The sequence below is a fragment of the Pseudomonas sp. A125 genome, assembly GCF_055409485.1.
In genome coordinates this window covers 70527-94723 of the sequence record NZ_JBUZVP010000023.1, presented here as the reverse complement: position 1 = coordinate 94723, position 24197 = coordinate 70527, and the positions used below count along the sequence as shown (strand labels likewise).

Below are 24197 nucleotides of genomic sequence, written 5' to 3'. Positions count from 1 at the left end.
TTACTGACAAAGGCTTATGAGCTGTTTTTGCCAATCCAGGCAAGCTTGCCGACCGACGTACGCGATTACGACCACGGCCCCGGCATAGAGTTGCAGAAACACCCGTTCATGCTTATCTGTACCGATCCCATGTTCGGGGTAGCCCCAGAGCGTTTCGTCGACAATAATCACAGCTCTCGCAACGGGCACCATCGCCGTTACCGCCCTCCCCTTCCGTAAGCCTGGATGCCATGCTGACCTGGTTACAACGCAATACCCTGACGTTTCCACCGCTGGCCAAGGCCATGCGCGAACCCAATGGCCTGCTCGCCGCCGGTGGCGACCTTTCGGCCGACCGCTTGATCCACGCCTACCGCCATGGCTGCTTTCCCTGGTTTTCGGAAGGCCAGCCAATCCTCTGGTGGTCGCCCGACCCGCGCACCGTGCTGTTCCCTGACGAACTGCATGTTTCCCGCAGCCTGGGCAAATTGTTGCGCCAGCAGCGCTACACCGTCACCTTCGACCAGGATTTCGCCGCCGTCATCCAGGCCTGCGCCGCGCCGCGCAGTTATGCCGACGGCACCTGGATCACCGAGGCCATGCAGAGCGCCTACCTGCAGCTGCACCAGCGCGGCTATGCGCACTCGGTAGAGGTCTGGGACGAGGGAGAACTGGTCGGCGGCCTGTATGGCCTGGCGATGGGCCAGTTGTTCTTCGGCGAATCCATGTTCAGCCGTGCCGACAACGCCTCGAAGTACGGCTTTGCCACCCTGGTCAGGCAATTGCAGGCCTGGGGCTTTGTGCTGATCGACTGCCAGATGCCCACCGATCACCTGCACAGCCTCGGCGCCCGCGCCATCCCCCGCAGCGATTTTGCGAACTTCCTGCGCGACCATCTGGACCAACCCAGCGATGCCCCGTGGGTTTCCTAGGCGACTTTCCCACACCTGGCTTACACTTATTTCAAAGCTTATCCGAGGGTTGATCATGACCGAGCTGGCGCGTTTGAAGTTTTATGCCACTCAACCCCACTCTTGCAGCTATCTGCCCGATGAGCAGGCCACCACGCTGTTCCTCGACCCCAGCCAGCCGATGGACGTGCATGTGTATGCCGATTTATCGGAAATGGGCTTCCGGCGCAGCGGCGACCACCTCTATCGGCCCCACTGCCAGAACTGCAACGCCTGCGTACCGGCGCGCATCCCGGTGGCGCAGTTCCTGGCGGACCGCAATCAGAAGCGCATCCTCAAGCGCAATGCCGACTTGACCGTCACTGCCGCCAAACCGGCTTTCAGTGAAGAATACTTCGACCTTTACCAACGTTACATCGAGCAGCGCCACGCCGACGGCGACATGTTCCCGCCCAGCCGCGACCAGTTTTCCACGTTCCTGGTGCGCGACCTGCCGTTCTCGCGCTTCTACGAGTTCCGCCTTGAAGGACGCCTGGTGGCGGTCGCCGTCACCGACCTGCTGCCCAATGGCCTGTCGGCGGTCTACACCTTTTATGAGCCCGCCGAGGAACGTCGCAGCCTGGGACGCTTCGCGATTTTGTGGCAGATCGGCGAAGCCTTGCGCCTGGAATTGGAGGCGGTGTACCTCGGATACTGGATCAAAAACTGCAAAAAAATGAACTACAAGACCCAATATCGGCCCATTGAGCTGCTAATTAACCAAAGATGGGTCACCTTGAACTAGAACCTCTTGGCTTAAACACCCTTTTTCGGGCACAATGCACGCCGCTTTTGCCTGGCGCAGTTGCACCGGGCCATTCACTGGATACCGAGGGCTTTACTGCATGTCGAAAGAAGACAGCTTCGAAATGGAAGGCACTGTCGTCGACACCCTGCCCAACACCATGTTTCGTGTGGAGTTGGAAAATGGGCACGTCGTAACCGCGCATATCTCCGGCAAGATGCGCAAGAACTACATTCGTATTCTTACCGGTGACAAAGTGCGCGTCGAACTGACGCCCTATGACTTGAGCAAAGGGCGCATCACTTACCGCGCTCGTTAATCAAGTCAATACAAAACGCCCGGTTATGCCGGGCGTTTTTGTGTGCGCGCAATTATTTGAACACCACACACCCTTGTGGGAGCTGGCTTGCCTGCGATGGCGGCCGTCAGCAAGCGCATCAACCGCTGACCCTCCGCTATCGCAGGCAAGCCAGCTCCCATAGTTGATCTCCAGCGGGCTCCAGGCAGCAAAAAGGCGCCTCTCGGCGCCTTTTGGCTTTGTTACAGTCAGCTATCAGGCCATTTCAGCCGTGGTTTCGAACTCAAAGGTCAGCTCGCCGTCCTTCAGGTCGATATGCACCACGCCACCATGGTCCGCCAGTTCGCCGAACAGGATCTCTTCCGCCAATGGGCGCTTGATCTTGTCCTGGATCAGGCGAGCCATTGGTCGAGCGCCCATAGCCGCGTCGTAGCCACCTTCTGCCAGCCAGTTGCGCGCCGCATCCGTGACTTCCAGCTGCACGCGCTTGTCTTCCAACTGCGCCTGAAGCTCGGTGAGGAACTTGTCCACCACGCTTTTGATAACCTCATGGCTGAGGCGACCAAACTGGATAATGGTGTCCAGGCGGTTGCGGAATTCCGGCGTGAAACTCTTCTTGATCACTTCCATGGCGTCGGAAGAGTGGTCTTGATGAGTAAAGCCAATGGAAGCCCGCGCGGCCGTTTCGGCACCGGCGTTGGTGGTCATGATCACGATCACGTTACGGAAGTCCGCCTTGCGCCCGTTGTTGTCGGTCAGGGTGCCGTGGTCCATCACCTGCAACAGCAGGTTGAAGACTTCCGGGTGCGCCTTCTCGATTTCATCGAGCAGCAGTACGCAATGTGGCTGCTTGGTGATCGCCTCGGTCAACAGGCCGCCCTGGTCGAAGCCGACATAGCCCGGAGGCGCACCGATCAGGCGCGACACTGTGTGACGCTCCATGTACTCGGACATGTCGAAACGCACCAGCTCGATACCCATGGCCTTGGCCAGTTGCCGCGCCGCTTCGGTCTTGCCGACGCCGGTAGGCCCGGCGAACAGGAACGAACCCACCGGTTTGTCTGGCGACTTGAGGCCCGCACGCGACAGCTTGATCGCGGTGGACAACGAATCGATGGCCGCATCCTGACCAAACACGGTCAGCTTGAGGTCACGCTCCAGGTTACGCAGCAGCTCCCGGTCGGAGGTGTTGACGTGTTTTGGCGGAATCCGCGCGATCTTCGCCACGATGTCCTCGACCTGAGGCACGTCGATGCGTTTCACGCGTTTCTCAACCGGCTGCAGGCGCTGGTAGGCACCCGCCTCGTCGATCACGTCGATGGCCTTGTCCGGCATGTGCCGGTCGTTGATATAGCGCGACGCCAGCTCGGCAGCTGCACGCAGCGCCTCATCGGTGTACTCGATACCATGGTGCGCTTCGAAACGCCCCTTGAGCCCGCGCAGGATGCCGATGGTGTCTTCAACCGAAGGCTCGGACACGTCGACTTTCTGGAAACGGCGCGCCAGGGCACGGTCTTTTTCGAAGATCCCGCGAAATTCCTGGAACGTGGTCGAACCGATGCAACGGATATCGCCCGAAGACAGCAACGGCTTGAGCAGGTTCGAAGCATCCATCACGCCACCGGAAGCTGCACCGGCACCGATGATGGTGTGGATCTCGTCAATAAACAGGATCGCCTGCGGGCGTTTCTTCAGTTCGCCGAGCAGCGCCTTGAAGCGCTTCTCGAAGTCGCCACGGTACTTGGTCCCGGCGAGCAACGCGCCCAGGTCAAGGGAGTAGACGACGCTGTTGGCCAGCAGGTCTGGTACCTGGTTATCAACAATGCGCTTGGCCAGGCCTTCGGCAATCGCGGTTTTACCCACGCCTGCTTCGCCCACCAACAGCGGGTTGTTCTTGCGCCGACGCGCCAGGATCTGCGCCACGCGCTCGACTTCCAGCTCACGCCCTACCAGCGGATCGATCCGCCCCTGGCGCGCCAGTTCGTTGAGGTTGCTGGCATAGGCGTCCAGCGGATTGCTCGAAGAAGAAGACTCACCGCCCTCGTCATCCTGCATATCCTGCTCACCTTCAGAGTGATCGCCATGCCCCGGCACTTTGGAAATGCCATGGGCGATGTAGTTGACGACGTCAATACGGGCAACGCTTTGCTGCTTGAGCAGGAATACGGCCTGGCTTTCCTGCTCGCTGAAGATCGCCACGAGCACATTGGCCCCTGTGACTTCGCGCTTGCCGGAGCTCTGTACGTGGAAAACGGCACGCTGCAGTACCCGCTGGAAGCCCAGGGTTGGCTGGGTCTCGCGGTCCTCGTCATGAACGGGGATCAACGGCGTGGTGGAGTCGATAAACTCCTGCAGGTCATGCTTGAGTTTGTCGAGATTGGCACCACACGCACGCAGTACGGTGGCGGCAGCTTCGTTATCCAAAAGTGCCAAAAGCAGGTGCTCGACGGTCATGAATTCATGACGCTTCGAACGGGCCACCTTGAAGGCAAGATTGAGGGTGACTTCGAGCTCGCGGTTTAACATAGCTTCACCTCATACCCAAGTGGTCGGCGTTAACCGTCCTTCTCGATTTCACAGAGTAGCGGATGCTGGCTTTCCCTGGCGTACTGGTTGACCTGCATGGCCTTTGTCTCGGCGATGTCGCGGGTAAACACTCCACATACTGCCCGTCCTTCTGTGTGAACGGCCAGCATTACCTTGGTCGCCAACTCGCGGTTCAGGTTAAAAAACACCTCGAGCACTTCGACGACGAAATCCATCGGTGTGTAGTCATCATTGAACAAAACCACCTTGTACATCGGCGGCGCCTGTAAAGCAGGCTTGGCCTCCTGAACAGCAATGCCTGCAGAACCGTCGTCGTCCTCTTGACCATCCGGATGATCCTTATGGAGAGTCGGGCGATCCTGATTGAATGTTAGTCGAATCTGGCTGATTGCATGCATGGAAAGAAAGGTTCGTCAGTGGTTCAAATACAGTGGTGGGGGCGACCTGTCAGTTTTTCAACTCTGACCGACTGGTCGCCTTGACTATCGGCAAATCAGTGTTACAACCAATAGAACCCACAGTGGGTAAAAAAGGTCCGCGCAGTCAACCTTATTTATTCGGGTTAGGACGGATAAACTGGATGATACTCCAGTGATGGAGTCTGGTGCAGAGGGATATGGGCATGGCAAGCGGTAAGGTCAAGTGGTTCAACAATGCCAAGGGTTACGGCTTCATTAACGAAGACGGCAAGGAAGAAGACCTTTTTGCGCATTACTCGGCTATCCGGATGGATGGCTACAAGACACTGAAAGCAGGGCAAGAGGTTTCCTTTGAGATTATTCAGGGACCCAAAGGTCTGCATGCGGTGAATATCGGCGCGCCAGTCGGCGCCAGCAACACCACGGAAGGCGTCGCTCAAGAATCAAAAAAACAGCCGGCCTGATCAGCCGATGGGCAAACGCTCTAAAAAAAACCGGCCACCAGGGCCGGTTTTTCGTTGCCGATCAGCTTACATATGCGAGATCAGCGCATCGCCGAACGCAGACGAAGACAGCAACTTGGCGCCCTCCATCAAGCGATGGAAGTCGTAGGTCACGGTCTTGGCCGAAATCGCGCCATTGGTGCCCTTGATGATCAGGTCAGCCGCTTCGGTCCAGCCCATATGGCGCAGCATCATTTCTGCCGACAGGATCAGCGAGCCGGGGTTGACCTGGTCCTTGCCGGCATATTTCGGCGCGGTGCCATGGGTGGCTTCGAACATCGCCACGGTGTCGGACAGGTTGGCGCCGGGCGCAATGCCGATGCCGCCCACTTCCGCCGCCAGGGCGTCAGACAAATAGTCACCATTGAGGTTAAGGGTGGCGATCACGTCATATTCCGCCGGGCGCAGCAGGATCTGCTGGAGCATGGCGTCGGCAATGGCGTCCTTGACCACTACATTCTTGCCGGTGCGCGGGTTCTTGAATTGCATCCACGGCCCGCCATCCAGCAGGGTCGCGCCGAACTCTTCGGCCGCCACTTCGTAGGCCCATTCCTTGAAGGCCCCTTCGGTGAACTTCATGATGTTGCCTTTGTGCACGATGGTCAGCGAGTCGCGGTCGTTATCCACTACATATTGCAGGGCCTTGCGCGCCAGGCGCTTGGTGCCTTCCAAAGACACCGGCTTGACGCCGATCCCGCAGTTCTGGTCAAAACGAATCTTGGTGACGCCCATCTCTTCCTTCAGGAACTTGATGACCTTGATCGCTTCCGGGGAGCCGGCTTTCCACTCGATGCCGGCGTAAATGTCCTCGGAGTTCTCACGGAAGATGGTCATGTCCACATCGCCGGGCTTCTTGACCGGGCTTGGCACGCCTTCAAACCAGCGCACCGGGCGCAGGCACACATAAAGGTCGAGTTGTTGGCGCAGGGCCACGTTCAGCGAACGGATGCCGCCACCTACCGGAGTGGTCAGCGGGCCCTTGATGGACACTACGTAATCCTTGACCGCATCCAGGGTTTCCTGGGGCAGCCAGGTGTCCTGGTCGTAAACCTGAGTGGCCTTTTCGCCGGCATACACCTCCATCCAGGAGATTTTGCGCTTGCCGCCATACGCCTTGTTAACAGCTGCATCAACAACCTTGATCATCACGGGGCTGATGTCGACGCCAATACCGTCACCTTCAATGAAGGGGATGATCGGGTTGTCAGGAACATTGAGAGAATGGTCTGCATTGACGGTGATTTTGTCGCCGACTGCCGGAACCTGAATCTTCTTGTATCCCATGCTGAACTCCATCTATGGATTGAACATCTGGCTGCGTTCGAGCCTACTCCAGATAAATGAGGACTGAAACCTCAGGCCCTGCACATTTGCGTCGAAAACAGCACATTTAGCGGCCTACAAGCTTGAAAGCAAAGGGAAAAGCGCCAATCTTGAGCACATCATGCGACTTTGGGCGCAACCCGGTGCCTGCGACCTTTAGACCAATGGACGACACACCTTTTGTATGAAGGCTCGGCGTAAGCATAGCGACCTATGTATAATGCCGCCGCTGACCAAAGAGTCACGACGGCCGACCGCTCTACATTGACGCCCTCCGCCCGAAAAAGCCGGACTATTACAATAGTCCACCCGCTTGACGCTCGACTGATGCAACCCAACATCACCGCGAAGAAACTTCGACATTTCGCTCATGGATGACTTTGAACGAACGCGCTTTACCCGGCGCATCTCGAGTTTCTGCGCATGCTTTCAGCAAAGAAGAGAGTTAATCCGAATATGCCCACCCGCTCGAAGATCATCTACACCTTCACCGACGAAGCCCCAGCCCTCGCCACCTATTCACTGCTGCCTATCGTAGAGGCCTTCACCGCTTCCGCTGATATTGCCGTGGAAACCCGCGACATTTCCCTGGCCGCGCGCATCCTCGCAAGCTTCCCCGAGCAACTGGGCGCCAAGGCCGTGCCGGACCACCTCGCCGAACTGGGCGACCTGGCCGTTACCCCTGAAGCCAACATCATCAAGCTGCCGAACATCAGCGCTTCGACCCCACAGCTGCAGGCCGCCATCAAGGAACTGCAAGCCCAGGGCTTCGACCTGCCGGACTACCCGGAAACCGTAACCACCGACGCGGAAAAAGAAACCCGTGCACGTTACGACAAGGTCAAGGGCAGCGCCGTGAACCCGGTACTGCGCGAAGGCAACTCCGATCGCCGCGCTCCGCTGTCGGTCAAGAACTACGCACGCAAGCACCCGCACAAAATGGGCGCCTGGGCTGCCGACTCCAAGTCCCACGTTGCCCACATGAGCAACGGCGACTTCTACGGCAGCGAGAAAGCCGTACAGATCGAAGCCGCTGACGCCGTCAAGATCGAACTGATCGCCAAGGACGGTACCGCTACCGTCCTGAAAGAAAAAACCAGCGTTCAGGCTGGCGAGATCATCGACACCGCCGTGTTGAGCAAGAAAGCCCTGCGCAGTTTCATCGCCGCTGAAATCGAAGACGCCAAGAAACAAGGCGTACTGCTGTCGGTTCACCTCAAAGCCACCATGATGAAGGTTTCCGACCCGATCATGTTCGGCCAGATCGTTGCCGAGTTCTATAAAGACGCCTTGGCCAAGCACGCTGTGGTGCTGGAGCAGATCGGCTTTAACCTGAACAACGGCATCGGCGACCTGTACGCCCGCATCAAGGCCCTGCCGGCCGATCAGCAAGCGCAGATCGAAGCCGACATCCAGGCGGTATACGCTGCTCGCCCTTCCCTGGCGATGGTCAACTCCGACAAAGGCATCACCAACCTGCACGTACCGAGCGACGTCATCGTTGACGCCTCGATGCCTGCGATGATCCGTGACTCCGGCAAAATGTGGGGCACCGACGGCCAACTGCACGACACCAAGGCCGTGATCCCGGATCGCTGCTACGCCACGATCTACCAGGCGGTGATCGAAGAGTGCAAGGCAAACGGCGCTTTCGACCCCACCACCATGGGCAGCGTGCCGAACGTTGGCCTGATGGCGAAAAAAGCCGAAGAGTACGGCTCCCACGACAAGACCTTCCAGATCAAGGCTGACGGCGTGGTTCGCGTCACCGACAGCAAGGGCAACCTGCTGATGGAACAGGCTGTTGAAGCCGGCGACATCTTCCGCATGTGCCAGACCAAAGACGCGCCGATCCAGGACTGGGTCAAACTGGCCGTCAACCGTGCCCGCGCCAGCAACACCCCGGCCATCTTCTGGCTGGACCCACAGCGCGCGCACGACGGCGTCGTGGTCGAGAAAGTTCAGGCTTACCTGAAAGACCACAACACCGAAGGCCTGGACATCCGCATCATGTCGCCGGTCGACGCGATGAAGTTCACCCTGGAGCGTACCCGCAAGGGCCTGGACACCATTTCGGTGACCGGCAACGTACTGCGCGACTACCTGACCGACCTGTTCCCGATCATGGAACTGGGCACCAGCGCCAAGATGCTGTCGATCGTGCCGCTGATGAACGGTGGCGGCCTGTTCGAAACCGGCGCTGGCGGTTCGGCTCCCAAGCACGTGCAGCAACTGGTTGAAGAGAACTTCCTGCGCTGGGATTCCCTGGGCGAGTTCCTGGCCCTGGCCGCTTCCCTTGAGCATTTGGGTGTGACTTACAACAACCCGAAAGCCCTGGTGCTGTCCAAGACCCTGGACCAGGCCACTGGCCAGTTCCTCGACAACAACAAATCGCCATCGCGCAAAGTCGGCAACATCGACAACCGCGGCAGCCACTTCTACCTGGCGCTGTACTGGGCTCAAGCCCTGGCTGCCCAGACCGAAGACACTGCACTGCAAGCGCAGTTTGGCGAACTGGCCAAGACCCTGACCGCGAACGAGGCAACCATCGTTGCCGAGCTCAACGCCGTCCAGGGCAAGCCAGTGGACATCGGCGGCTACTACGCGCCGAACGCCGAGCTGACCAGTAAGGCCATGCGCCCAAGCAACACCCTCAACGCGGCGATTGCCAAGTTGAAGTAAGGTTGTAAGGATGCAAAGAAGCCCCGGCCCTGTGCCGGGGTTTCTGTTTCTACCACCCAACTGCACGCCCCCCACTTACAGGAGCAGGCTTGCCAGCGATAAGGCCCTTAAGCCTGCAACAATCTCTTGGACGCCATCGCCGGCAAGCCGTCTCCTACAAATGACCGTGTCAACCCGAGGTATCGAATGACCTGGCTACCCCACATCACCGTTGCCACGATCGTCGAAGACAACGGCCGCTTCCTGATGGTCGAAGAACTCAAGGGCGGGCGCGCCGTGCTCAACCAGCCCGCCGGCCACCTCGACCCGAACGAGACTCTGACCGAGGCCGCCGTGCGCGAAACCCTCGAAGAAACCGGCTGGGACGTCGAAGCCACCGCAATTGTCGGGATTTACCTGTACACCGCCCCCAGCAACGGCGTGACCTATCAGCGCGTTTGCTTCATCGCCAAAGCCCTGAAACACCACCCGGATTATCAACTGGATGACGGCATCGTGCGCGCCCGCTGGCTGACCCGCGACGAATTAATGGGCCTGCGGGAGGACTGGCGCAGCGAGTTGATTATCCGCTGCATCGACGATTATCTGGCCGGCCAAAGCCACAGTCTCGAATTGATCCGCCCTTCTCTTTAGCCTTGCAGACGCGAGCCTGCTAGAATCGCGTCCTTTTTAAAGACACCCGTTGAAATCCTATGCGTGATCCAGCCCCTTCTGACACACAAAAGAAGCGCGTCATCGTCGGCATGTCCGGCGGCGTGGATTCTTCCGTTTCCGCCGTTCTGCTCATGGAGCAGGGTTATGAGGTGGAAGGCCTGTTCATGAAGAACTGGGAAGAAGACGATGGAACGGAATATTGCACCGCCATGGACGACCTGGCAGATGCCCAGGCCGTCTGCGACAAAATCGGCATCAAGCTGCACACCGCCAACTTCGCCGCCGAGTACTGGGACAACGTGTTCGAGCACTTCCTGGCCGAATACAAGGCCGGTCGCACGCCGAACCCCGACATCCTGTGTAACCGCGAGATCAAGTTCAAGGCGTTCCTCGACTACGCGATGATCCTCGGCGCCGACCTGATTGCCACTGGCCACTACGTGCGTCGCCGCGACATCGATGGCCGCACCGAACTGCTCAAGGGCCTGGACGCCAACAAGGACCAGAGTTACTTCCTGCACGCCGTCGGCGGCGAACAGATCGCCAAGACCCTGTTCCCGGTGGGCGAGCTGGAAAAACCCGCAGTGCGCGCGATTGCCGAGAAACACGGCCTGGCCACCGCCAAGAAGAAGGATTCCACCGGGATCTGCTTTATCGGCGAGCGCCGTTTCAGTGACTTCCTCAAGCAGTACCTCCCGGCGCAACCGGGCGAGATCAAGACCACCGAAGGCGAAATCATCGGCCGTCACCACGGCCTGATGTACCACACCATCGGCCAGCGCCAGGGCCTGGGCATCGGCGGCTTGAAAGACGCCGGCGAAGAGCCGTGGTACGTGCTGGTCAAGGACCTGGAACACAACGAGCTGATTGTGGGCCAGGGCAATGACCATCCGTGGTTGTTCTCCCGCGCCCTGCTCGCCTCGGACATTTACTGGGTCAACCCGGTCGACCTGAGCAGCCCGCGCCGCCTGACCGCCAAGGTGCGCTATCGCCAGAGCGACCAGCCCTGCACCCTGAAAAAGACTGCAACGGGCTATCGCGCCACCTTCGACGACCCGCAACGCGCCGTAACGCCGGGCCAGTCGGTCGTGTTCTATGACGGCGAAATTTGCCTGGGGGGCGGCGTGATTGAAATCGCCGAGCCTTGGAGCAGCAAGGCATGAGCCCTACCCAGGAGCAATTGACGGCACTGGGCGGCGTGTTTCTCGCCGCGGTGCTGGTGGACAAGATCGCCAAGACCGGCCAGGTCACCGAGGCCGGCCTGACCTGCATGCTCGGCAGCCTGCTGATCCGCGACCCCAAGGACACCCTGGAAGTATACGGCGGCGACGACCTGGCCCTGCGCGAAGGTTATCGTGCGCTGGTCGGTGCCCTGGAGCGCGACCCGAGCACCTTGCAGCGCGAGCCGCTGCGTTATGCTCTTTCAATGCTCGGCCTGGAGCGTCAATTGGCCAAGCGCGACGACTTGCTGGAAACCATCGGCAAACGCCTGCCGCAGATTCAGTCCCAGGTTGAACACTTCGGCCCAGCCCACGAAAACGTGATCGCAGCCTGTGGCGCGCTGTACCAGGACACTTTGAGCACCCTGCGCCAGCGGATCCAGGTGCACGGCGACATGCGCAACCTGCAACAACCCAACAACGCCTCGAAAATCCGCGCCCTGCTGTTGGCCGGTATTCGCTCGGCGCGGCTGTGGCGCCAGTTGGGTGGTCATCGCTGGCAGTTGGTGATCAGCCGTCGCAAATTGCTTAAAGAGCTTTACCCGTTGATGCGCAACGAATAAGTCGCAGCAACCAACCTTTTTCATAGCCCCACGCGTAATACGCCGGTCAGTTGGCAACGGACCGGCGGATTTTTTCATGTATGATACGCGCCCCATTTCGTTGCCCGACTGTCCGAGAACACCCCATGCAGCTTTCTTCGCTCACTGCGGTTTCCCCTGTTGACGGCCGCTACGCCGGCAAAACCCAGGCCCTGCGCCCTATTTTCAGCGAATACGGTTTGATCCGTGCTCGTGTTCTGGTTGAAGTGCGCTGGCTCCAGCGCCTGGCCGCGCACCCTGGCATCAGCGAAGTGCCGGCGTTCTCCGCCGAAGCCAACGCGGTGCTGAACACCCTGGCGGAAAACTTCGCCCTGGAGCACGCCGAGCGTGTGAAAGAGATCGAGCGCACCACCAACCACGACGTAAAAGCCATCGAGTACCTGCTCAAAGAGCAAGCGGCCAAGCTGCCGGAACTGGCCAAGGTCAGCGAATTCATCCACTTTGCCTGCACCAGCGAGGACATCAACAACCTGTCCCACGCCCTGATGCTGCGCGAAGGCCGTGATGACGTAATGCTGCCACTGATGCGCCAGACCGCCGACGCGATCCGCGAACTGGCAATCCGTTTCGCCGACGTGCCGATGCTGTCGCGCACCCACGGCCAGCCGGCTTCGCCGACCACCCTGGGTAAAGAACTGGCCAACGTGGTGTACCGCCTGGAGCGCCAGATCGCTCAAGTGGCCGCCGTGCCGCTGCTGGGCAAGATCAACGGCGCTGTAGGCAACTACAATGCACACCTCTCTGCCTACCCTGAGATCGACTGGGAAGAAAACGCCCGCGCCTTCATCGAAGACGAACTGGGCCTGGGTTTCAACCCGTACACCACGCAGATCGAACCGCACGACTACATCGCCGAGCTGTTCGACGCGATTGCGCGCTTCAACACCATCCTGATCGACTTCGATCGCGATATCTGGGGCTACATCTCCCTGGGCTACTTCAAGCAGCGCACCATTGCCGGTGAAATCGGTTCGTCGACCATGCCGCACAAGGTCAACCCGATCGACTTCGAAAACTCCGAAGGCAACCTCGGCATCGCCAACGCCCTGTTCCAGCACCTGGCCAGCAAGTTGCCAATCTCTCGCTGGCAGCGCGACCTGACCGACTCCACCGTACTGCGCAACCTCGGCGTGGGCTTCGCTCACAGCGTGATCGCGTACGAAGCCAGCCTCAAAGGCATCAGCAAACTGGAACTCAATGCGCAGAAAATCGCCGCTGACCTGGACGCTTGCTGGGAAGTCCTGGCCGAGCCGATCCAGACCGTGATGCGCCGCTACAATATTGAAAACCCGTACGAGAAGCTCAAAGAACTGACCCGCGGCAAGGGCATCACCGCTGAAGCCCTGCAAACGTTCATCGACGGCCTGGACATGCCAGCCGCCGCCAAGGCTGAACTGAAACTGCTCACCCCGGCTAACTACATCGGCAACGCTGTGGCCCAAGCCAAACGCATTTGATCGCTGCTTGACCCTTTGAGACGCCCGGCAGCGCCGGGCGTTTTTATTCCCGTCTGAAAAGTGCTTTTTTTCAATAGGTTACACATGAATCCTGATATTCCTCTTCAACTTCTGGGCGGCATCACGGCACGCGAGTTCCTGCGCGACTACTGGCAGAAAAAACCGCTGCTGATCCGCCAGGCCATTCCTGATTTCGAAAGCCCGATTGACGCCGACGAACTGGCCGGCCTGGCGCTGGAAGAAGAAGTCGAGTCGCGCCTGATCATCGAACACGGCGAACGTCCGTGGGAGTTGCGTCGCGGCCCATTCGCCGAAGATGCCTTCAGCGCCCTGCCCGAGCGTGAGTGGACCCTGCTGGTGCAGGCCGTCGACCAGTTCGTACCGGAAGTGGCCGAACTGCTGGAAAACTTCCGCTTCCTGCCAAGCTGGCGCATCGACGATGTGATGATCAGCTACGCCGCCCCGGGTGGCAGCGTGGGCCCGCACTTCGACAACTACGACGTGTTCCTGCTGCAAGGCTCCGGCAAGCGCAACTGGAAAATCGGCCAGATGTGCAACTCCGAAAGCCCGCTGCTGCAGCACGCGGACCTGCGCATCCTCGCCGAATTCGAAGAGACCGCCGAATGGGTGCTGGAACCGGGCGACATGCTCTACCTGCCGCCACGCCTGGCCCACTGCGGCGTTGCCGTGGATGACTGCATGACCTACTCCGTAGGCTTCCGCGCCCCGAGCGCGGCCGAAGTGCTGACCCACTTCACCGACTTCCTCAGCCAGTACCTGACTGACGAAGAGCGCTACACCGACGCCGATGCCCAGCCAGTCAGCGACCCGCACCAGATCCAGGGCGACGCCCTCGACCGCCTGAAGAGCCTGCTGGCCGAGCACATGAGCGACGAGCGCATGCTGCTGACCTGGTTCGGCCAGTTCATGACCGAGCCGCGCTACCCGGAACTGGTTGCCGGCCCGGAAGTGGAAGAAGAAGACCTGCTGGGCAGCCTGCAAGACGGCGCCGTGCTGATCCGCAACCCGAGCGCCCGCCTGGCCTGGTCCGAGGTGGACGACGACCTGCTGCTGTTCGCCAGCGGCCAGAGCCGCCTGTTGCCGGGCAAGCTGCGCGAACTGCTGAAATTGGTCTGCGCCGCTGACGCACTGCACATCGACAACCTCGGCCCATGGCTGGCGGATGAAGATGGCTGCGCCCTGCTGTGGGAACTGGTCAAGCAAGGAAGCCTGGGGTTCGCCGATGAATAAGATTCACGTAAGTGTCGCGGACTGGCAAAAGGATATCGCCGAGATACGGCGCATTCGTGAAGCGGTTTTTATCGCTGAACAATCGGTTCCACCGGAACTGGAATGGGACGCTGACGACGCGGATGCCGTGCACTTCCTCGCGTTCGAAGGCGACTTTCCCATAGGCACCGCCCGCCTGCTGCCTAGCGGCGAGATCGGGCGCGTGTCGGTCCTCAAGGACTGGCGCGGGCTGAAGGTGGGCGACAAGCTGATGGAAGCGGTGATCGGTGAAGCCGAGAAACGCGGCCAGACCCGGCAGATCCTTAGTGCACAGGTCCATGCGGCGCCGTTTTACGAGCGCCTGGGCTTCAAGATTGTCAGCGAAGAGTTCCTGGAAGTCGGGATTCCTCACGTTGATATGGTGCGCGAGGTCTGACTTCAGACCGAGTCGCTCCCATCGCAGGCAAGCCAGCTCCCACAGGAGAATGCATTCCAAATGTGGGAGCTGGCTTGCCTGCGATAGCGGTATTAGCAACACCCCAAAAGGCCCTGCCATCCACCGATGCCGGGGCCTTTTGCCGTCCAGGATTCAACTTGCACCCCGCCAGGCCGACAAACTGGCACTATCCAGCCTAAATGACTCGCAGAGATAACGGACATGTCCCTACGCACCCTGCTCACCACATTACTGTTAGCCACCAGTTTCTCGGTGATCGCCGCCACCGAAGTCGTGCCCTTGAGCAACCGCACCAGCGCCGACCTGTTGCCGGTGGCGCAGAATTTTATCGGCAAGGACGGCACCGTCAGCGCCTACGGCAACCAACTGATCGTGAACGCCGAGCCGGACAAGATCCAGGGCCTGCGCGCCCTGCTCTCGCAACTGGACACGCCTTCCAGGCGCCTGCTGATCACCGTCGACACCAACGAGAACAATCAGCAAAGTAACGGCAACAACCAAACCCAGGTCATCACCTACAGCACCGAAAGCCGCGACGGCGGGATCCAGCAGATCCAGGCCAGCGAAGGCGTGCCCGCGCTGATCCAGGTTGGCCAAAGCGTACCGCTCACCACCACTCAGCCTGATGCTTACGGTCGCCCACAGAACCAGACCCAGTATCGCAATGTGACCCAGGGCTTCTACGTGACTGCCAGCGTCACCGGCGAGACCGTTCACCTGAGCATCAGTACCAATCGTGACCGCATGAGCCAGGAACGTCCTGATGTAGTGAACGTGCAAAGTACCGACACAACTGTCAGCGGGCGCCTGGGCGAGTGGATCACCCTGGCCGGGGTCAATCGCCAGACTCAGGCCGACAAAAGCACTACAACCCGCAGCTACTCTACTCAGGGGCGTGATGACCTGACCTTGCGGGTCAAAGTCGACACCCTGAACTGAAGCACCAAAAACTGACTGACGAGTCGTATTAGACTAAAGATGTAGTGCCTGAAAAAAAGCACTACAAAACATTTGACGATCCAAAAAAGCATGGGCATGATGGCCTCGCTCCCGCTAATCAGGGGCCCTGGCAAGGGCCTTCGGATCGTCGCTCTAAGTTACTCACCTGAGCCGATTCGTGTCTGTACCGCCCACAAGGTGTGTTTGACGAGGTTGCGACTGGAACGAAGTTGTCCTGAGGGACGGAAGCTAACCAGGTAACCCGGCACTACACTGATGGATCGTACAAAGGCCCACGACGCCCGAAGACTGTTCGCAGTTCGCCCTTACCTGCCCAACTCCCCCCTCTCGCTGCTCGTTCATCCCGTCGCCTCCCCCGCCGAACCTGACTTGACCGCCTAAGCTTCTGATCAGCGAGCAGCCATTCCGACGCAACGATTGCGCGGCTGGCAAATGGAATTCTCCACCCAGACCTATGCGACGAGGTTTTTCCCCATGGCACTGACACGCGAACAGCAAATTGCAGCCCTTGAAAAAGACTGGGCCGAAAACCCACGCTGGAAAGGCGTGACACGCGCTTATTCCGCTGCTGACGTCGTCCGCCTGCGTGGCTCGGTTCAACCTGAGCACACTTTTGCAAAACTCGGCGCCGAGAAGCTGTGGAAGTTGGTCACCCAGGGTGCCAAGCCGTCCTTTCGCCCAGAGAAAGATTTCGTCAACTGCATGGGCGCCCTGACTGGCGGCCAGGCTGTGCAGCAAGTCAAGGCCGGTATCCAGGCGATCTACCTGTCGGGCTGGCAAGTGGCTGCGGACAACAACTCCGCCGAATCCATGTACCCGGACCAGTCGCTGTACCCGGTGGACTCGGTGCCAACCGTGGTCAAGCGCATCAACAACTCGTTCCGCCGCGCCGACCAGATCCAGTGGAAAGCCGGTAAAGGCCCGGGTGACGAAGGCTACATCGACTACTTCGCGCCGATCGTTGCCGACGCTGAAGCCGGTTTCGGCGGCGTACTGAACGCCTATGAACTGATGAAAAGCATGATCGAGGCAGGCGCTGCCGGCGTTCACTTTGAAGACCAGCTGGCGTCGGTGAAAAAATGCGGCCACATGGGCGGCAAGGTACTGGTTCCAACCCAGGAAGCTGTTCAAAAGCTGACGGCTGCTCGTCTGGCGGCTGACGTTGCTGGCACGCCGACCATCATCCTGGCACGTACCGACGCCAACGCGGCTGACTTGCTGACCTCGGATTGCGATCCGTATGACCTGCCGTTCGTTACCGGTGAACGCACCCAGGAAGGCTTCTATAAAGTACGCGCCGGTCTTGACCAGGCGATCGCCCGTGGCCTGGCTTACGCGCCGTACGCCGACCTGATCTGGTGCGAGACTGCCAAGCCGGACCTGGACGAAGCGCGTCGCTTTGCTGAAGCGATCAAGAAGGAATACCCGGACCAACTGCTGTCCTACAACTGCTCGCCTTCCTTCAACTGGAAGAAAAACCTGGACGACGCGACCATCGCCAAGTTCCAGCGTGAATTGTCGGCCATGGGCTACAAGCACCAGTTCATCACCCTGGCGGGCATTCACAACATGTGGCACAGCATGTTCAACCTGGCGCACGACTACGCCCGCAACGACATGACTGCGTACGTGAAGCTGCAGGAGCAGGAATTTGCTGATGCTGCCAAGGGTTACACCTTTGTGGCGCACCAGCAGGAAGTGGGCACTGGCTACTTTGACGACATGACCACCGTGATCCAGGGCGGCACTTCGTCCGTGACTGCGCTGACAGGGTCGACTGAAGAAGAGCAGTTTCACTGAGTGACTGACTGAGTACACGGCCATTGCGGCCCCATGGAAGACCTAACCGCAGTGCCGCACGATCTGACGCCCCGACTGGTTCGGGGCGTTTTTTTGCGCTGTTTTTAAAGCAGCGTGGGTGTAGGTGGGTTGTGTACATATCCGGTTTTTTTGTTAGGGCTGGTATGGGTTCCGCCCTTACGGCGGGTCACTTTTGAAAGGAGCCCAAAAGTAACCAAAAGGCTCTTGCCCCACCACTCGGCACCTCGCTTAGGCTCGGTGTGCCCTCACGCAAGCTTTGGAGCGTGGGCCGCCGCGATGGGCCATCCTTGGCCCAGCGCGGCTAACCCGGCGTCCTGCCGGGTTACCCACGCTCCAAAGCCTGCGTTCGGCCAGCGTGGTTGACGGGGCGCCTAAGATCAAGATCACAAGCAGATCAACAGCACAGCGGCCTACAGGCCGGCTTGAGTGTTAAAAGCAACAGCAAAATCAAAGGCCGGTACGGTTCCAATGTGGGAGCTGGCTTGCCTGCGATGGCATCGCCCCGGTGTACCTGCAAGACCGAGTTGTCTGCATCGCCGGCAAGCCAGCTCCTACAGAAAAAGCAGCTCTGCTTTCGCTCTGGTTTTTGATCTGGCTTCTAAGCACTCACGCCGGCTTGAGTGTTAAAAGCAACAGCAAAATCAAAGGCCGGCACGGTTCAAATGTAGGAGCTGGCTTGCCTGCGATGGCATCGCCGCGGCGTGTCTGAAAAACCGAGTCGCCTGCATCGCAGGCAAGCCAGCTCCTACGCCTTGCTTTTGCTTCTAACACTCAGGTCGGCTTTCAGGCCGCCGTGCTCTTGCTGTTGACCTTGATCTGCAGGCCCCGTCAACCACGATGGCCGCAAGCAGGCACGGTGGAGCGGGTAAATCGGCAAGGATGCCGATTTAGCCGCGCCGGGCCATGGATGGCCCGTCGCGGCGGCCCGCGGAACCGTGCCGGAGTGCGGGCATGCCGAGCCTAAGCGAGGCACCGAGTGGTGGGGCAAAGACCTTTTGGTTACTTTTGGGGCGTTTGCCAAAAGTGACCCGCTGTAAGAGCGGAACCATAAGAAGCCGTTACCGCAGCAACGGATATGTACACCATCAACCCGCCCCCCCAATCCAAAATTCCGACCAAAACATTGATCCAGAGCGGCATCCCCACCCACAAACTCAGTTAAAAGATCCGCTTTACCAACTAGCACCACAGGCACAAGTAACAGCAACTTCCCGCGCCAAACCCCGAACAGCTGTTTAAAACCCACGCAAACAATATTCATTATCATTTAGAGCATGAAAACTTCTTTACAGCTTAAACAAAACATAATTGGTGAAAAGCCCGCTAATGCCCGCCCCACAAGGCCTACAGCCCCAAGAAGGTGCACTATGTCCTTATTCCATCGAATAATTTCGCTATAGGAATTTTACTTGCCCGGTGTTTAGCCATAAAATCACCGCGATTGATTGCGCTGCGACATATCGTCACTGCATCGTTACTTTTTCAAGCTCAGAGACCTTTGCTCTCTGTTAAGGATTTCCAGCATGACCGAAGCGACAGGACTCATGGCCCACAACTGGGGCTTTGCCATTTTCCTTCTCGGTGTTGTCGGCCTCTGCGCCTTCATGCTCGGCGTCTCCAGCCTCCTCGGGTCAAAAGCCTGGGGCCGCAGCAAAAATGAACCGTTCGAATCCGGCATGCTGCCTACAGGTGGCGCCCGCTTGCGGCTCTCAGCCAAATTCTATCTGGTCGCGATGCTCTTCGTGATCTTCGACATCGAAGCCCTTTTTCTCTTTGCCTGGTCTGTGTCCGTCCGCGAAAGCGGCTGGACCGGATTCGTCGAAGCCCTCGTTTTCATAGCAATTCTGTTGGCAGGCCTTGTCTACCTATTTCGAGTGGGCGCCCTTGACTGGGCTCCGGAAGCTCGTCGCAAGCGGCAAGCGAAGCTGAAACAATGAGGCTTTGGCGATGCAATACAATCTCACCAGGATCGACCCGGATGCTCCTAACGAGCAATACCCAATCGGCGAACGCGAAACCGTTTCCGACCCGTTAGAAGACCAAGTCCACAAAAACATCTACATGGGCAAGCTCGAAGACGTGCTGAACGGCGCGGTCAACTGGGGGCGTAAAAACTCCCTGTGGCCGTACAACTTCGGCCTGTCCTGCTGCTACGTGGAAATGACCACCGCCTTCACGGCGCCCCACGACATCGCGCGCTTTGGCGCCGAAGTTATCCGGGCATCGCCGCGTCAGGCGGATTTCATGGTTATCGCCGGAACCTGCTTTATCAAGATGGCGCCGATCATTCAGCGTCTCTACGAGCAAATGCTCGAACCAAAGTGGGTTATCTCCATGGGTTCGTGCGCCAACTCCGGTGGCATGTATGACATCTACTCCGTGGTTCAGGGGGTGGACAAGTTCCTGCCCGTGGACGTCTACGTGCCTGGCTGCCCGCCCCGCCCTGAAGCATTTCTGCAAGGCTTGATGCTGTTGCAGGAATCGATTGGCAAGGAGCGTCGCCCTCTGTCCTGGGTCGTCGGCGATCAAGGCGTATACCGCGCCGAGATGCCTTCGCAAAAGGAACAGCGCCGCGAACAGCGAATCGCAGTCACCAACCTGCGCAGCCCCGACGAAGTCTGATCCAGAACCGCTTCTTTTATAGAACGAAAACCTGGCTTCATTCTTTACGTTGACCCAAAGCGATAAAAAACCATGACTACAGGCAGTGCTCGACGCATCCCGCCTTATAAGGCAGACGACCAGGATGTGGTCGTCGAACTCAATAACCGTTTTGGCCCTGACGCCTTCACCGCCCAGGCCACACGCACCGGTATGCCGGTGCTGTGGGTGGCGCGTGCCAGGCTCGTCGAAGTCCTGAGCTTCCTGCGCAACCTGCCCAAGCCGTACGTCATGCTCTATGACCTGCATGGCGTGGACGAGCGCCTGCGCACCAAGCGCCAAGGACTGCCGAGCGGCGCCGATTTCACCGTGTTCTACCACCTGATGTCGCTGGAACGTAACAGCGACGTGATGATCAAGGTGGCCCTCTCCGAGAGCGACCTGAGCGTTCCGACCGTGACCGGTATCTGGCCAAACGCCAACTGGTACGAGCGTGAAGTGTGGGACATGTTCGGCATCGACTTCCCCGGCCACCCGCACCTGACGCGCATCATGATGCCGCCAACGTGGGAAGGTCACCCGCTGCGCAAGGACTTCCCTGCCCGCGCCACCGAATTCGATCCCTTCAGCCTGACCCTCGCCAAGCAACAGCTTGAAGAAGAGGCTGCGCGCTTCCGTCCGGAAGACTGGGGCATGAAGCGTTCCGGCACCAACGAGGACTACATGTTCCTCAACCTGGGCCCGAACCACCCTTCGGCTCACGGTGCCTTCCGCATCATCCTGCAACTGGACGGCGAAGAAATCGTCGACTGCGTGCCCGACGTCGGCTACCACCACCGTGGTGCCGAGAAGATGGCCGAGCGTCAGTCGTGGCACAGTTTCATCCCGTACACCGACCGTATCGACTACCTCGGCGGCGTGATGAACAACCTGCCGTACGTGCTCTCGGTCGAGAAGCTGGCCGGCATCAAGGTACCGGACAAGGTCGACACCATCCGCATCATGATGGCCGAGTTCTTCCGGATCACCAGCCACCTGCTGTTCCTGGGTACTTACATCCAGGACGTCGGCGCCATGACCCCGGTGTTCTTCACGTTCACCGACCGTCAGCGCGCCTACAAGGTCATCGAGGCCATCACCGGTTTCCGCCTGCACCCGGCCTGGTACCGCATCGGCGGTGTTGCCCATGACCTGCCGCGCGGCTGGGAACGTCTGGTCAAGGAATTCATCGACTGGATGCCCAAGCGTCTGGACGAGTACCAGAAAGCCGCCCTGGACAACAGCATCCTCAAGGGTCGGACCATCGGCGTCGCTGCCTACAACACCAAAGAGGCCCTGGAATGGGGCGTCACCGGTGCCGGCCTGCGTTCAACCGGTTGCGATTTCGACCTGCGTAAAGCGCGCCCGTACTCCGGCTACCAGAACTTCGAGTTCGAAGTACCGCTGGCGGCCAACGGCGATGCCTACGACCGCTGCATCGTGCGCGTCGAAGAAATGCGCCAGAGCCTGAAGATCATCGAACAGTGCATGCGCAACATGCCGGAAGGCCCGTACAAGGCGGATCACCCGCTGACCACGCCGCCGCCCAAAGAGCGCACGCTGCAACACATCGAAACCCTGATCACGCACTTCCTGCAAGTTTCGTGGGGCCCGGTAATGCCGGCCAACGAGTCCTTCCAGATGATCGAAGCGACCAAGGGTATCAACAGTTATTACCTGACGAGCGATGGCGGCACCATGAGCTACCGCACCCGGATTCGTACTCCAAGCTTCCCGCACCTGCAGCAGATCCCTTCGGTGATCAAGGGTGAAATGGTCGCGGACTTGATTGCGTACCTGGGTAGTATCGATTTCGTTATGGCCGACGTGGACCGCTAAGCATGAACAGCACGCTTATCCAGACAGACCGTTTCACCTTGAGTGAAACCGAGCGCTCGGCCATCGAGCACGAGCTGCATCACTACGAAGACCCGCGCGCGGCGTCGATCGAAGCCTTGAAGATCGTCCAGAAGGAACGTGGCTGGGTGCCGGACGGCGCCCTCTACGCCATCGGCGAGATCCTCGGCATCCCGGCCAGCGACGTTGAAGGCGTGGCGACGTTCTACAGCCAGATCTTCCGCCAGCCGGTTGGCCGCCACATCATTCGCGTTTGCGACAGCATGGTCTGCTACATCGGTGGCCACGAGTCCGTGGTCAGCGAGATCCAGAGCAAGCTGGGCATCGGCCTGGGCCAAACCACTCCGGACGGGCGCTTCACGCTGCTGCCGGTGTGCTGCCTGGGCAACTGTGACAAGGCGCCGGCGTTGATGATCGACGACGACACATTCGGCGACGTACAGCCTGCTGGCGTCACCCAATTGCTCGAGGGCTACCCATGACCCTGACTTCCTTCGGCCCGGCCAACCTGATCAAGCGTTCGCCCGAGACCCACCCACTGACCTGGCGCCTGCGTGACGACGGCGAAGCCGTTTGGCTCGACGAATACCAGGCCAAGAACGGTTACGCGGCCGCGCGCAAAGCCTTTGCCGACATGGCCCAGGACGACATCGTCCAGACCGTGAAAGACGCAGGCCTTAAAGGCCGCGGCGGCGCAGGCTTCCCCACGGGCGTCAAGTGGGGCCTGATGCCCAAAGACGAATCCATCAACATCCGCTACCTGCTGTGCAACGCGGATGAAATGGAGCCGAACACCTGGAAAGACCGCATGCTGATGGAGCAACTGCCCCATCTGCTGATCGAAGGCATGCTGATCAGCGCCCGCGCGCTGAAAACCTACCGTGGCTACATCTTCCTGCGTGGCGAGTACACCACCGCCGCCAAGCACCTGAACCGTGCCGTGGAAGAAGCCAAGGCAGCCGGGCTTTTGGGCAAGAACATCCTCGGTTCGGGTTTTGACTTCGAGCTGTTCGTGCACACCGGCGCCGGGCGTTACATCTGCGGTGAAGAAACCGCACTGATCAACTCCCTCGAAGGCCGCCGCGCCAACCCGCGTTCCAAACCGCCCTTCCCTGCCGCCGTTGGCGTGTGGGGCAAGCCGACGTGCGTGAACAACGTTGAAACCCTGTGCAACGTGCCGGCAATCATCGGCGACGGCGTGGAGTGGTACAAATCGTTGGCCCGCGAAGGCAGCGAAGACATGGGCACCAAGCTCATGGGCTTCTCCGGCAAGGTCAAGAACCCGGGCCTGTGGGAACTGCCTTTCGGCGTGACCGCACGCGAGCTGTTCGAGGACTACGCCGGCGGCATGCGCGACGGCTACACCCTCAAGGCCTGGCAGCCGGGCGGCGCCGGTACCGGCTTCCTGTTGCCAGAACACCTGGACGCACAAATGTACGCCGGCGGCATCGGCAAGGTGGGCACCCGTATGGGCACCGGCCTGGCCATGGCCGTGGACAACACTGTGAACATGGTGTCGTTGCTGCGCAACATGGAGCAGTTCTTCTCCCGCGAATCCTGTGGTTTCTGCACGCCGTGCCGCGATGGTTTGCCATGGAGCGTCAAGCTCCTGATGGCCATCGAGAACGGCGAAGGCCAGCCCGGCGATATCGAGACCCTGCTGGGTCTGGTCGGTTTCCTCGGCCCAGGCAAGACCTTCTGTGCTCACGCACCGGGCGCCGTGGAGCCATTGGGCAGCGCGATCAAATACTTCCGCTCTGAATTCGAGGCTGGCATCGCACCTGCGCGCGCCGGTGACCTGAATCAGGTGGTAACACCGACCATGGTCGGTGCGTAACGCTTAAAAAGGCGAA

General features: G+C 59.5%; 21 protein-coding genes. 18 read left to right on the top strand and 3 right to left on the bottom strand.

The window, feature by feature from the left end; genetic code table 11:
* The first annotated feature begins 230 nt into the window (after positions 1-230).
* The 3 genes from aat (at position 231) to infA (ending at position 1993) form a co-directional block, all read left to right on the top strand.
* Positions 231-911, top strand: a complete 681-nt coding sequence (gene aat / locus ACZRN6_RS26255) for a leucyl/phenylalanyl-tRNA--protein transferase (protein WP_322145914.1) — start codon at positions 231-233, stop codon at positions 909-911.
* 55 nt (positions 912-966) lie between these two features.
* Positions 967-1674, top strand: a complete 708-nt coding sequence (locus ACZRN6_RS26250) for an arginyltransferase (protein ID WP_322145915.1) — start codon at positions 967-969, stop codon at positions 1672-1674.
* 100 nt (positions 1675-1774) lie between these two features.
* Complete coding sequence (gene infA, locus ACZRN6_RS26245; protein ID WP_002553999.1) at positions 1775-1993, top strand: translation initiation factor IF-1; 219 nt, start codon at positions 1775-1777, stop codon at positions 1991-1993.
* A 234-nt stretch (positions 1994-2227) separates the two neighbouring features.
* On the opposite strand, the gene clpA is transcribed toward infA, so the two are convergent.
* Together clpA and clpS are read right to left on the bottom strand one after the other, a co-directional pair.
* Positions 2228-4498 carry an ATP-dependent Clp protease ATP-binding subunit ClpA gene (clpA, locus tag ACZRN6_RS26240; protein WP_464009194.1) on the bottom strand — a complete coding sequence of 757 codons (2271 nt, stop codon included), beginning with the start codon at positions 4496-4498 and terminating at the stop codon, positions 2228-2230.
* A gap of 29 nt (positions 4499-4527) precedes the next feature.
* Positions 4528-4917, bottom strand: coding sequence for an ATP-dependent Clp protease adapter ClpS (gene clpS, locus ACZRN6_RS26235; protein WP_177048401.1), 390 nt, complete (start codon positions 4915-4917; stop codon positions 4528-4530).
* Between the two features lie 218 nt (positions 4918-5135).
* Between clpS and cspD the strand changes: the two genes are divergently transcribed.
* Positions 5136-5402 carry a cold shock domain-containing protein CspD gene (cspD, locus tag ACZRN6_RS26230; protein ID WP_322145917.1) on the top strand — a complete coding sequence of 89 codons (267 nt, stop codon included), beginning with the start codon at positions 5136-5138 and terminating at the stop codon, positions 5400-5402.
* A gap of 66 nt (positions 5403-5468) precedes the next feature.
* Here cspD and icd read toward each other — a convergent pair whose 3' ends face one another.
* The gene (gene icd, locus ACZRN6_RS26225) at positions 5469-6725 is read right to left on the bottom strand and encodes an NADP-dependent isocitrate dehydrogenase (RefSeq protein ID WP_177090041.1); all 1257 of its coding nucleotides are present in this window, start codon (positions 6723-6725) and stop codon (positions 5469-5471) included.
* Positions 6726-7220: 495 nt separating this feature from the next.
* On the opposite strand from icd, the gene ACZRN6_RS26220 reads away from it, so the two are divergent.
* The 14 genes from ACZRN6_RS26220 to nuoF all read left to right on the top strand — a co-directional run bounded on the left by ACZRN6_RS26220 (position 7221) and on the right by nuoF (position 24181).
* Positions 7221-9446, top strand: a complete 2226-nt coding sequence (locus tag ACZRN6_RS26220; RefSeq protein WP_464009193.1) for an NADP-dependent isocitrate dehydrogenase — start codon at positions 7221-7223, stop codon at positions 9444-9446.
* Positions 9447-9632: 186 nt separating this feature from the next.
* Positions 9633-10079 carry an NUDIX hydrolase gene (locus tag ACZRN6_RS26215; RefSeq protein ID WP_322145920.1) on the top strand — a complete coding sequence of 149 codons (447 nt, stop codon included), beginning with the start codon at positions 9633-9635 and terminating at the stop codon, positions 10077-10079.
* A 59-nt stretch (positions 10080-10138) separates the two neighbouring features.
* The gene (gene mnmA, locus ACZRN6_RS26210) at positions 10139-11263 is read left to right on the top strand and encodes a tRNA 2-thiouridine(34) synthase MnmA (protein ID WP_464009192.1); all 1125 of its coding nucleotides are present in this window, start codon (positions 10139-10141) and stop codon (positions 11261-11263) included.
* Positions 11260-11883, top strand: coding sequence for a high frequency lysogenization protein HflD (gene hflD, locus ACZRN6_RS26205; RefSeq protein ID WP_010172715.1), 624 nt, complete (start codon positions 11260-11262; stop codon positions 11881-11883). The genes mnmA and hflD overlap by 4 nt, the downstream gene beginning before the upstream one ends.
* Before the next feature lie 125 nt (positions 11884-12008).
* Positions 12009-13379: an adenylosuccinate lyase gene (gene purB / locus ACZRN6_RS26200; protein ID WP_322145922.1), complete on the top strand. Its 1371-nt coding sequence runs from the start codon at positions 12009-12011 to the stop codon at positions 13377-13379.
* A gap of 84 nt (positions 13380-13463) precedes the next feature.
* Positions 13464-14630, top strand: a complete 1167-nt coding sequence (locus tag ACZRN6_RS26195) for a ribosomal protein uL16 3-hydroxylase (RefSeq protein WP_322145923.1) — start codon at positions 13464-13466, stop codon at positions 14628-14630.
* Positions 14623-15045 (top strand): GNAT family N-acetyltransferase, encoded by a 423-nt coding sequence (locus ACZRN6_RS26190; protein WP_464009191.1) that lies wholly within the window; start codon positions 14623-14625, stop codon positions 15043-15045. Before ACZRN6_RS26195 ends, ACZRN6_RS26190 begins: the two co-directional genes overlap by 8 nt.
* Before the next feature lie 222 nt (positions 15046-15267).
* Positions 15268-16005 carry a secretin N-terminal domain-containing protein gene (locus ACZRN6_RS26185; RefSeq protein WP_464009190.1) on the top strand — a complete coding sequence of 246 codons (738 nt, stop codon included), beginning with the start codon at positions 15268-15270 and terminating at the stop codon, positions 16003-16005.
* 495 nt (positions 16006-16500) lie between these two features.
* Positions 16501-17826 carry an isocitrate lyase gene (aceA, locus tag ACZRN6_RS26180; RefSeq protein ID WP_088426863.1) on the top strand — a complete coding sequence of 442 codons (1326 nt, stop codon included), beginning with the start codon at positions 16501-16503 and terminating at the stop codon, positions 17824-17826.
* 1544 nt (positions 17827-19370) lie between these two features.
* A complete protein-coding gene (locus tag ACZRN6_RS26175) occupies positions 19371-19784 on the top strand; it encodes an NADH-quinone oxidoreductase subunit A (protein ID WP_003219575.1) in 414 nt (137 codons plus the stop codon).
* 10 nt (positions 19785-19794) lie between these two features.
* Positions 19795-20469: a NuoB/complex I 20 kDa subunit family protein gene (locus ACZRN6_RS26170; protein WP_155583991.1), complete on the top strand. Its 675-nt coding sequence runs from the start codon at positions 19795-19797 to the stop codon at positions 20467-20469.
* Between the two features lie 72 nt (positions 20470-20541).
* The gene (gene nuoC, locus ACZRN6_RS26165) at positions 20542-22326 is read left to right on the top strand and encodes an NADH-quinone oxidoreductase subunit C/D (protein WP_088426357.1); all 1785 of its coding nucleotides are present in this window, start codon (positions 20542-20544) and stop codon (positions 22324-22326) included.
* A 2-nt stretch (positions 22327-22328) separates the two neighbouring features.
* Positions 22329-22826 (top strand): NADH-quinone oxidoreductase subunit NuoE, encoded by a 498-nt coding sequence (nuoE, locus tag ACZRN6_RS26160; RefSeq protein WP_003219568.1) that lies wholly within the window; start codon positions 22329-22331, stop codon positions 22824-22826.
* Positions 22823-24181, top strand: a complete 1359-nt coding sequence (gene nuoF / locus ACZRN6_RS26155) for an NADH-quinone oxidoreductase subunit NuoF (protein WP_076016757.1) — start codon at positions 22823-22825, stop codon at positions 24179-24181. The genes nuoE and nuoF overlap by 4 nt, the downstream gene beginning before the upstream one ends.
* The last annotated feature ends 16 nt before the right edge of the window (positions 24182-24197 follow it).

What these genes read in the sequence shown, in the direction of transcription:
- aat (WP_322145914.1), top strand. Translation starts at nt 231, where the DNA reads ATGCTGACCTGGTTACAACGCAATACCCTGACGTTTCCACCGCTGGCC.
- ACZRN6_RS26250 (WP_322145915.1), top strand. Translation starts at nt 967, where the DNA reads ATGACCGAGCTGGCGCGTTTGAAGTTTTATGCCACTCAACCCCACTCT.
- infA (WP_002553999.1), top strand. Translation starts at nt 1,775, where the DNA reads ATGTCGAAAGAAGACAGCTTCGAAATGGAAGGCACTGTCGTCGACACC.
- clpA (WP_464009194.1), bottom strand. Translation starts at nt 4,498, where the DNA reads ATGTTAAACCGCGAGCTCGAAGTCACCCTCAATCTTGCCTTCAAGGTG.
- clpS (WP_177048401.1), bottom strand. Translation starts at nt 4,917, where the DNA reads ATGCATGCAATCAGCCAGATTCGACTAACATTCAATCAGGATCGCCCG.
- cspD (WP_322145917.1), top strand. Translation starts at nt 5,136, where the DNA reads ATGGGCATGGCAAGCGGTAAGGTCAAGTGGTTCAACAATGCCAAGGGT.
- icd (WP_177090041.1), bottom strand. Translation starts at nt 6,725, where the DNA reads ATGGGATACAAGAAGATTCAGGTTCCGGCAGTCGGCGACAAAATCACC.
- ACZRN6_RS26220 (WP_464009193.1), top strand. Translation starts at nt 7,221, where the DNA reads ATGCCCACCCGCTCGAAGATCATCTACACCTTCACCGACGAAGCCCCA.
- ACZRN6_RS26215 (WP_322145920.1), top strand. Translation starts at nt 9,633, where the DNA reads ATGACCTGGCTACCCCACATCACCGTTGCCACGATCGTCGAAGACAAC.
- mnmA (WP_464009192.1), top strand. Translation starts at nt 10,139, where the DNA reads ATGCGTGATCCAGCCCCTTCTGACACACAAAAGAAGCGCGTCATCGTC.
- hflD (WP_010172715.1), top strand. Translation starts at nt 11,260, where the DNA reads ATGAGCCCTACCCAGGAGCAATTGACGGCACTGGGCGGCGTGTTTCTC.
- purB (WP_322145922.1), top strand. Translation starts at nt 12,009, where the DNA reads ATGCAGCTTTCTTCGCTCACTGCGGTTTCCCCTGTTGACGGCCGCTAC.
- ACZRN6_RS26195 (WP_322145923.1), top strand. Translation starts at nt 13,464, where the DNA reads ATGAATCCTGATATTCCTCTTCAACTTCTGGGCGGCATCACGGCACGC.
- ACZRN6_RS26190 (WP_464009191.1), top strand. Translation starts at nt 14,623, where the DNA reads ATGAATAAGATTCACGTAAGTGTCGCGGACTGGCAAAAGGATATCGCC.
- ACZRN6_RS26185 (WP_464009190.1), top strand. Translation starts at nt 15,268, where the DNA reads ATGTCCCTACGCACCCTGCTCACCACATTACTGTTAGCCACCAGTTTC.
- aceA (WP_088426863.1), top strand. Translation starts at nt 16,501, where the DNA reads ATGGCACTGACACGCGAACAGCAAATTGCAGCCCTTGAAAAAGACTGG.
- ACZRN6_RS26175 (WP_003219575.1), top strand. Translation starts at nt 19,371, where the DNA reads ATGACCGAAGCGACAGGACTCATGGCCCACAACTGGGGCTTTGCCATT.
- ACZRN6_RS26170 (WP_155583991.1), top strand. Translation starts at nt 19,795, where the DNA reads ATGCAATACAATCTCACCAGGATCGACCCGGATGCTCCTAACGAGCAA.
- nuoC (WP_088426357.1), top strand. Translation starts at nt 20,542, where the DNA reads ATGACTACAGGCAGTGCTCGACGCATCCCGCCTTATAAGGCAGACGAC.
- nuoE (WP_003219568.1), top strand. Translation starts at nt 22,329, where the DNA reads ATGAACAGCACGCTTATCCAGACAGACCGTTTCACCTTGAGTGAAACC.
- nuoF (WP_076016757.1), top strand. Translation starts at nt 22,823, where the DNA reads ATGACCCTGACTTCCTTCGGCCCGGCCAACCTGATCAAGCGTTCGCCC.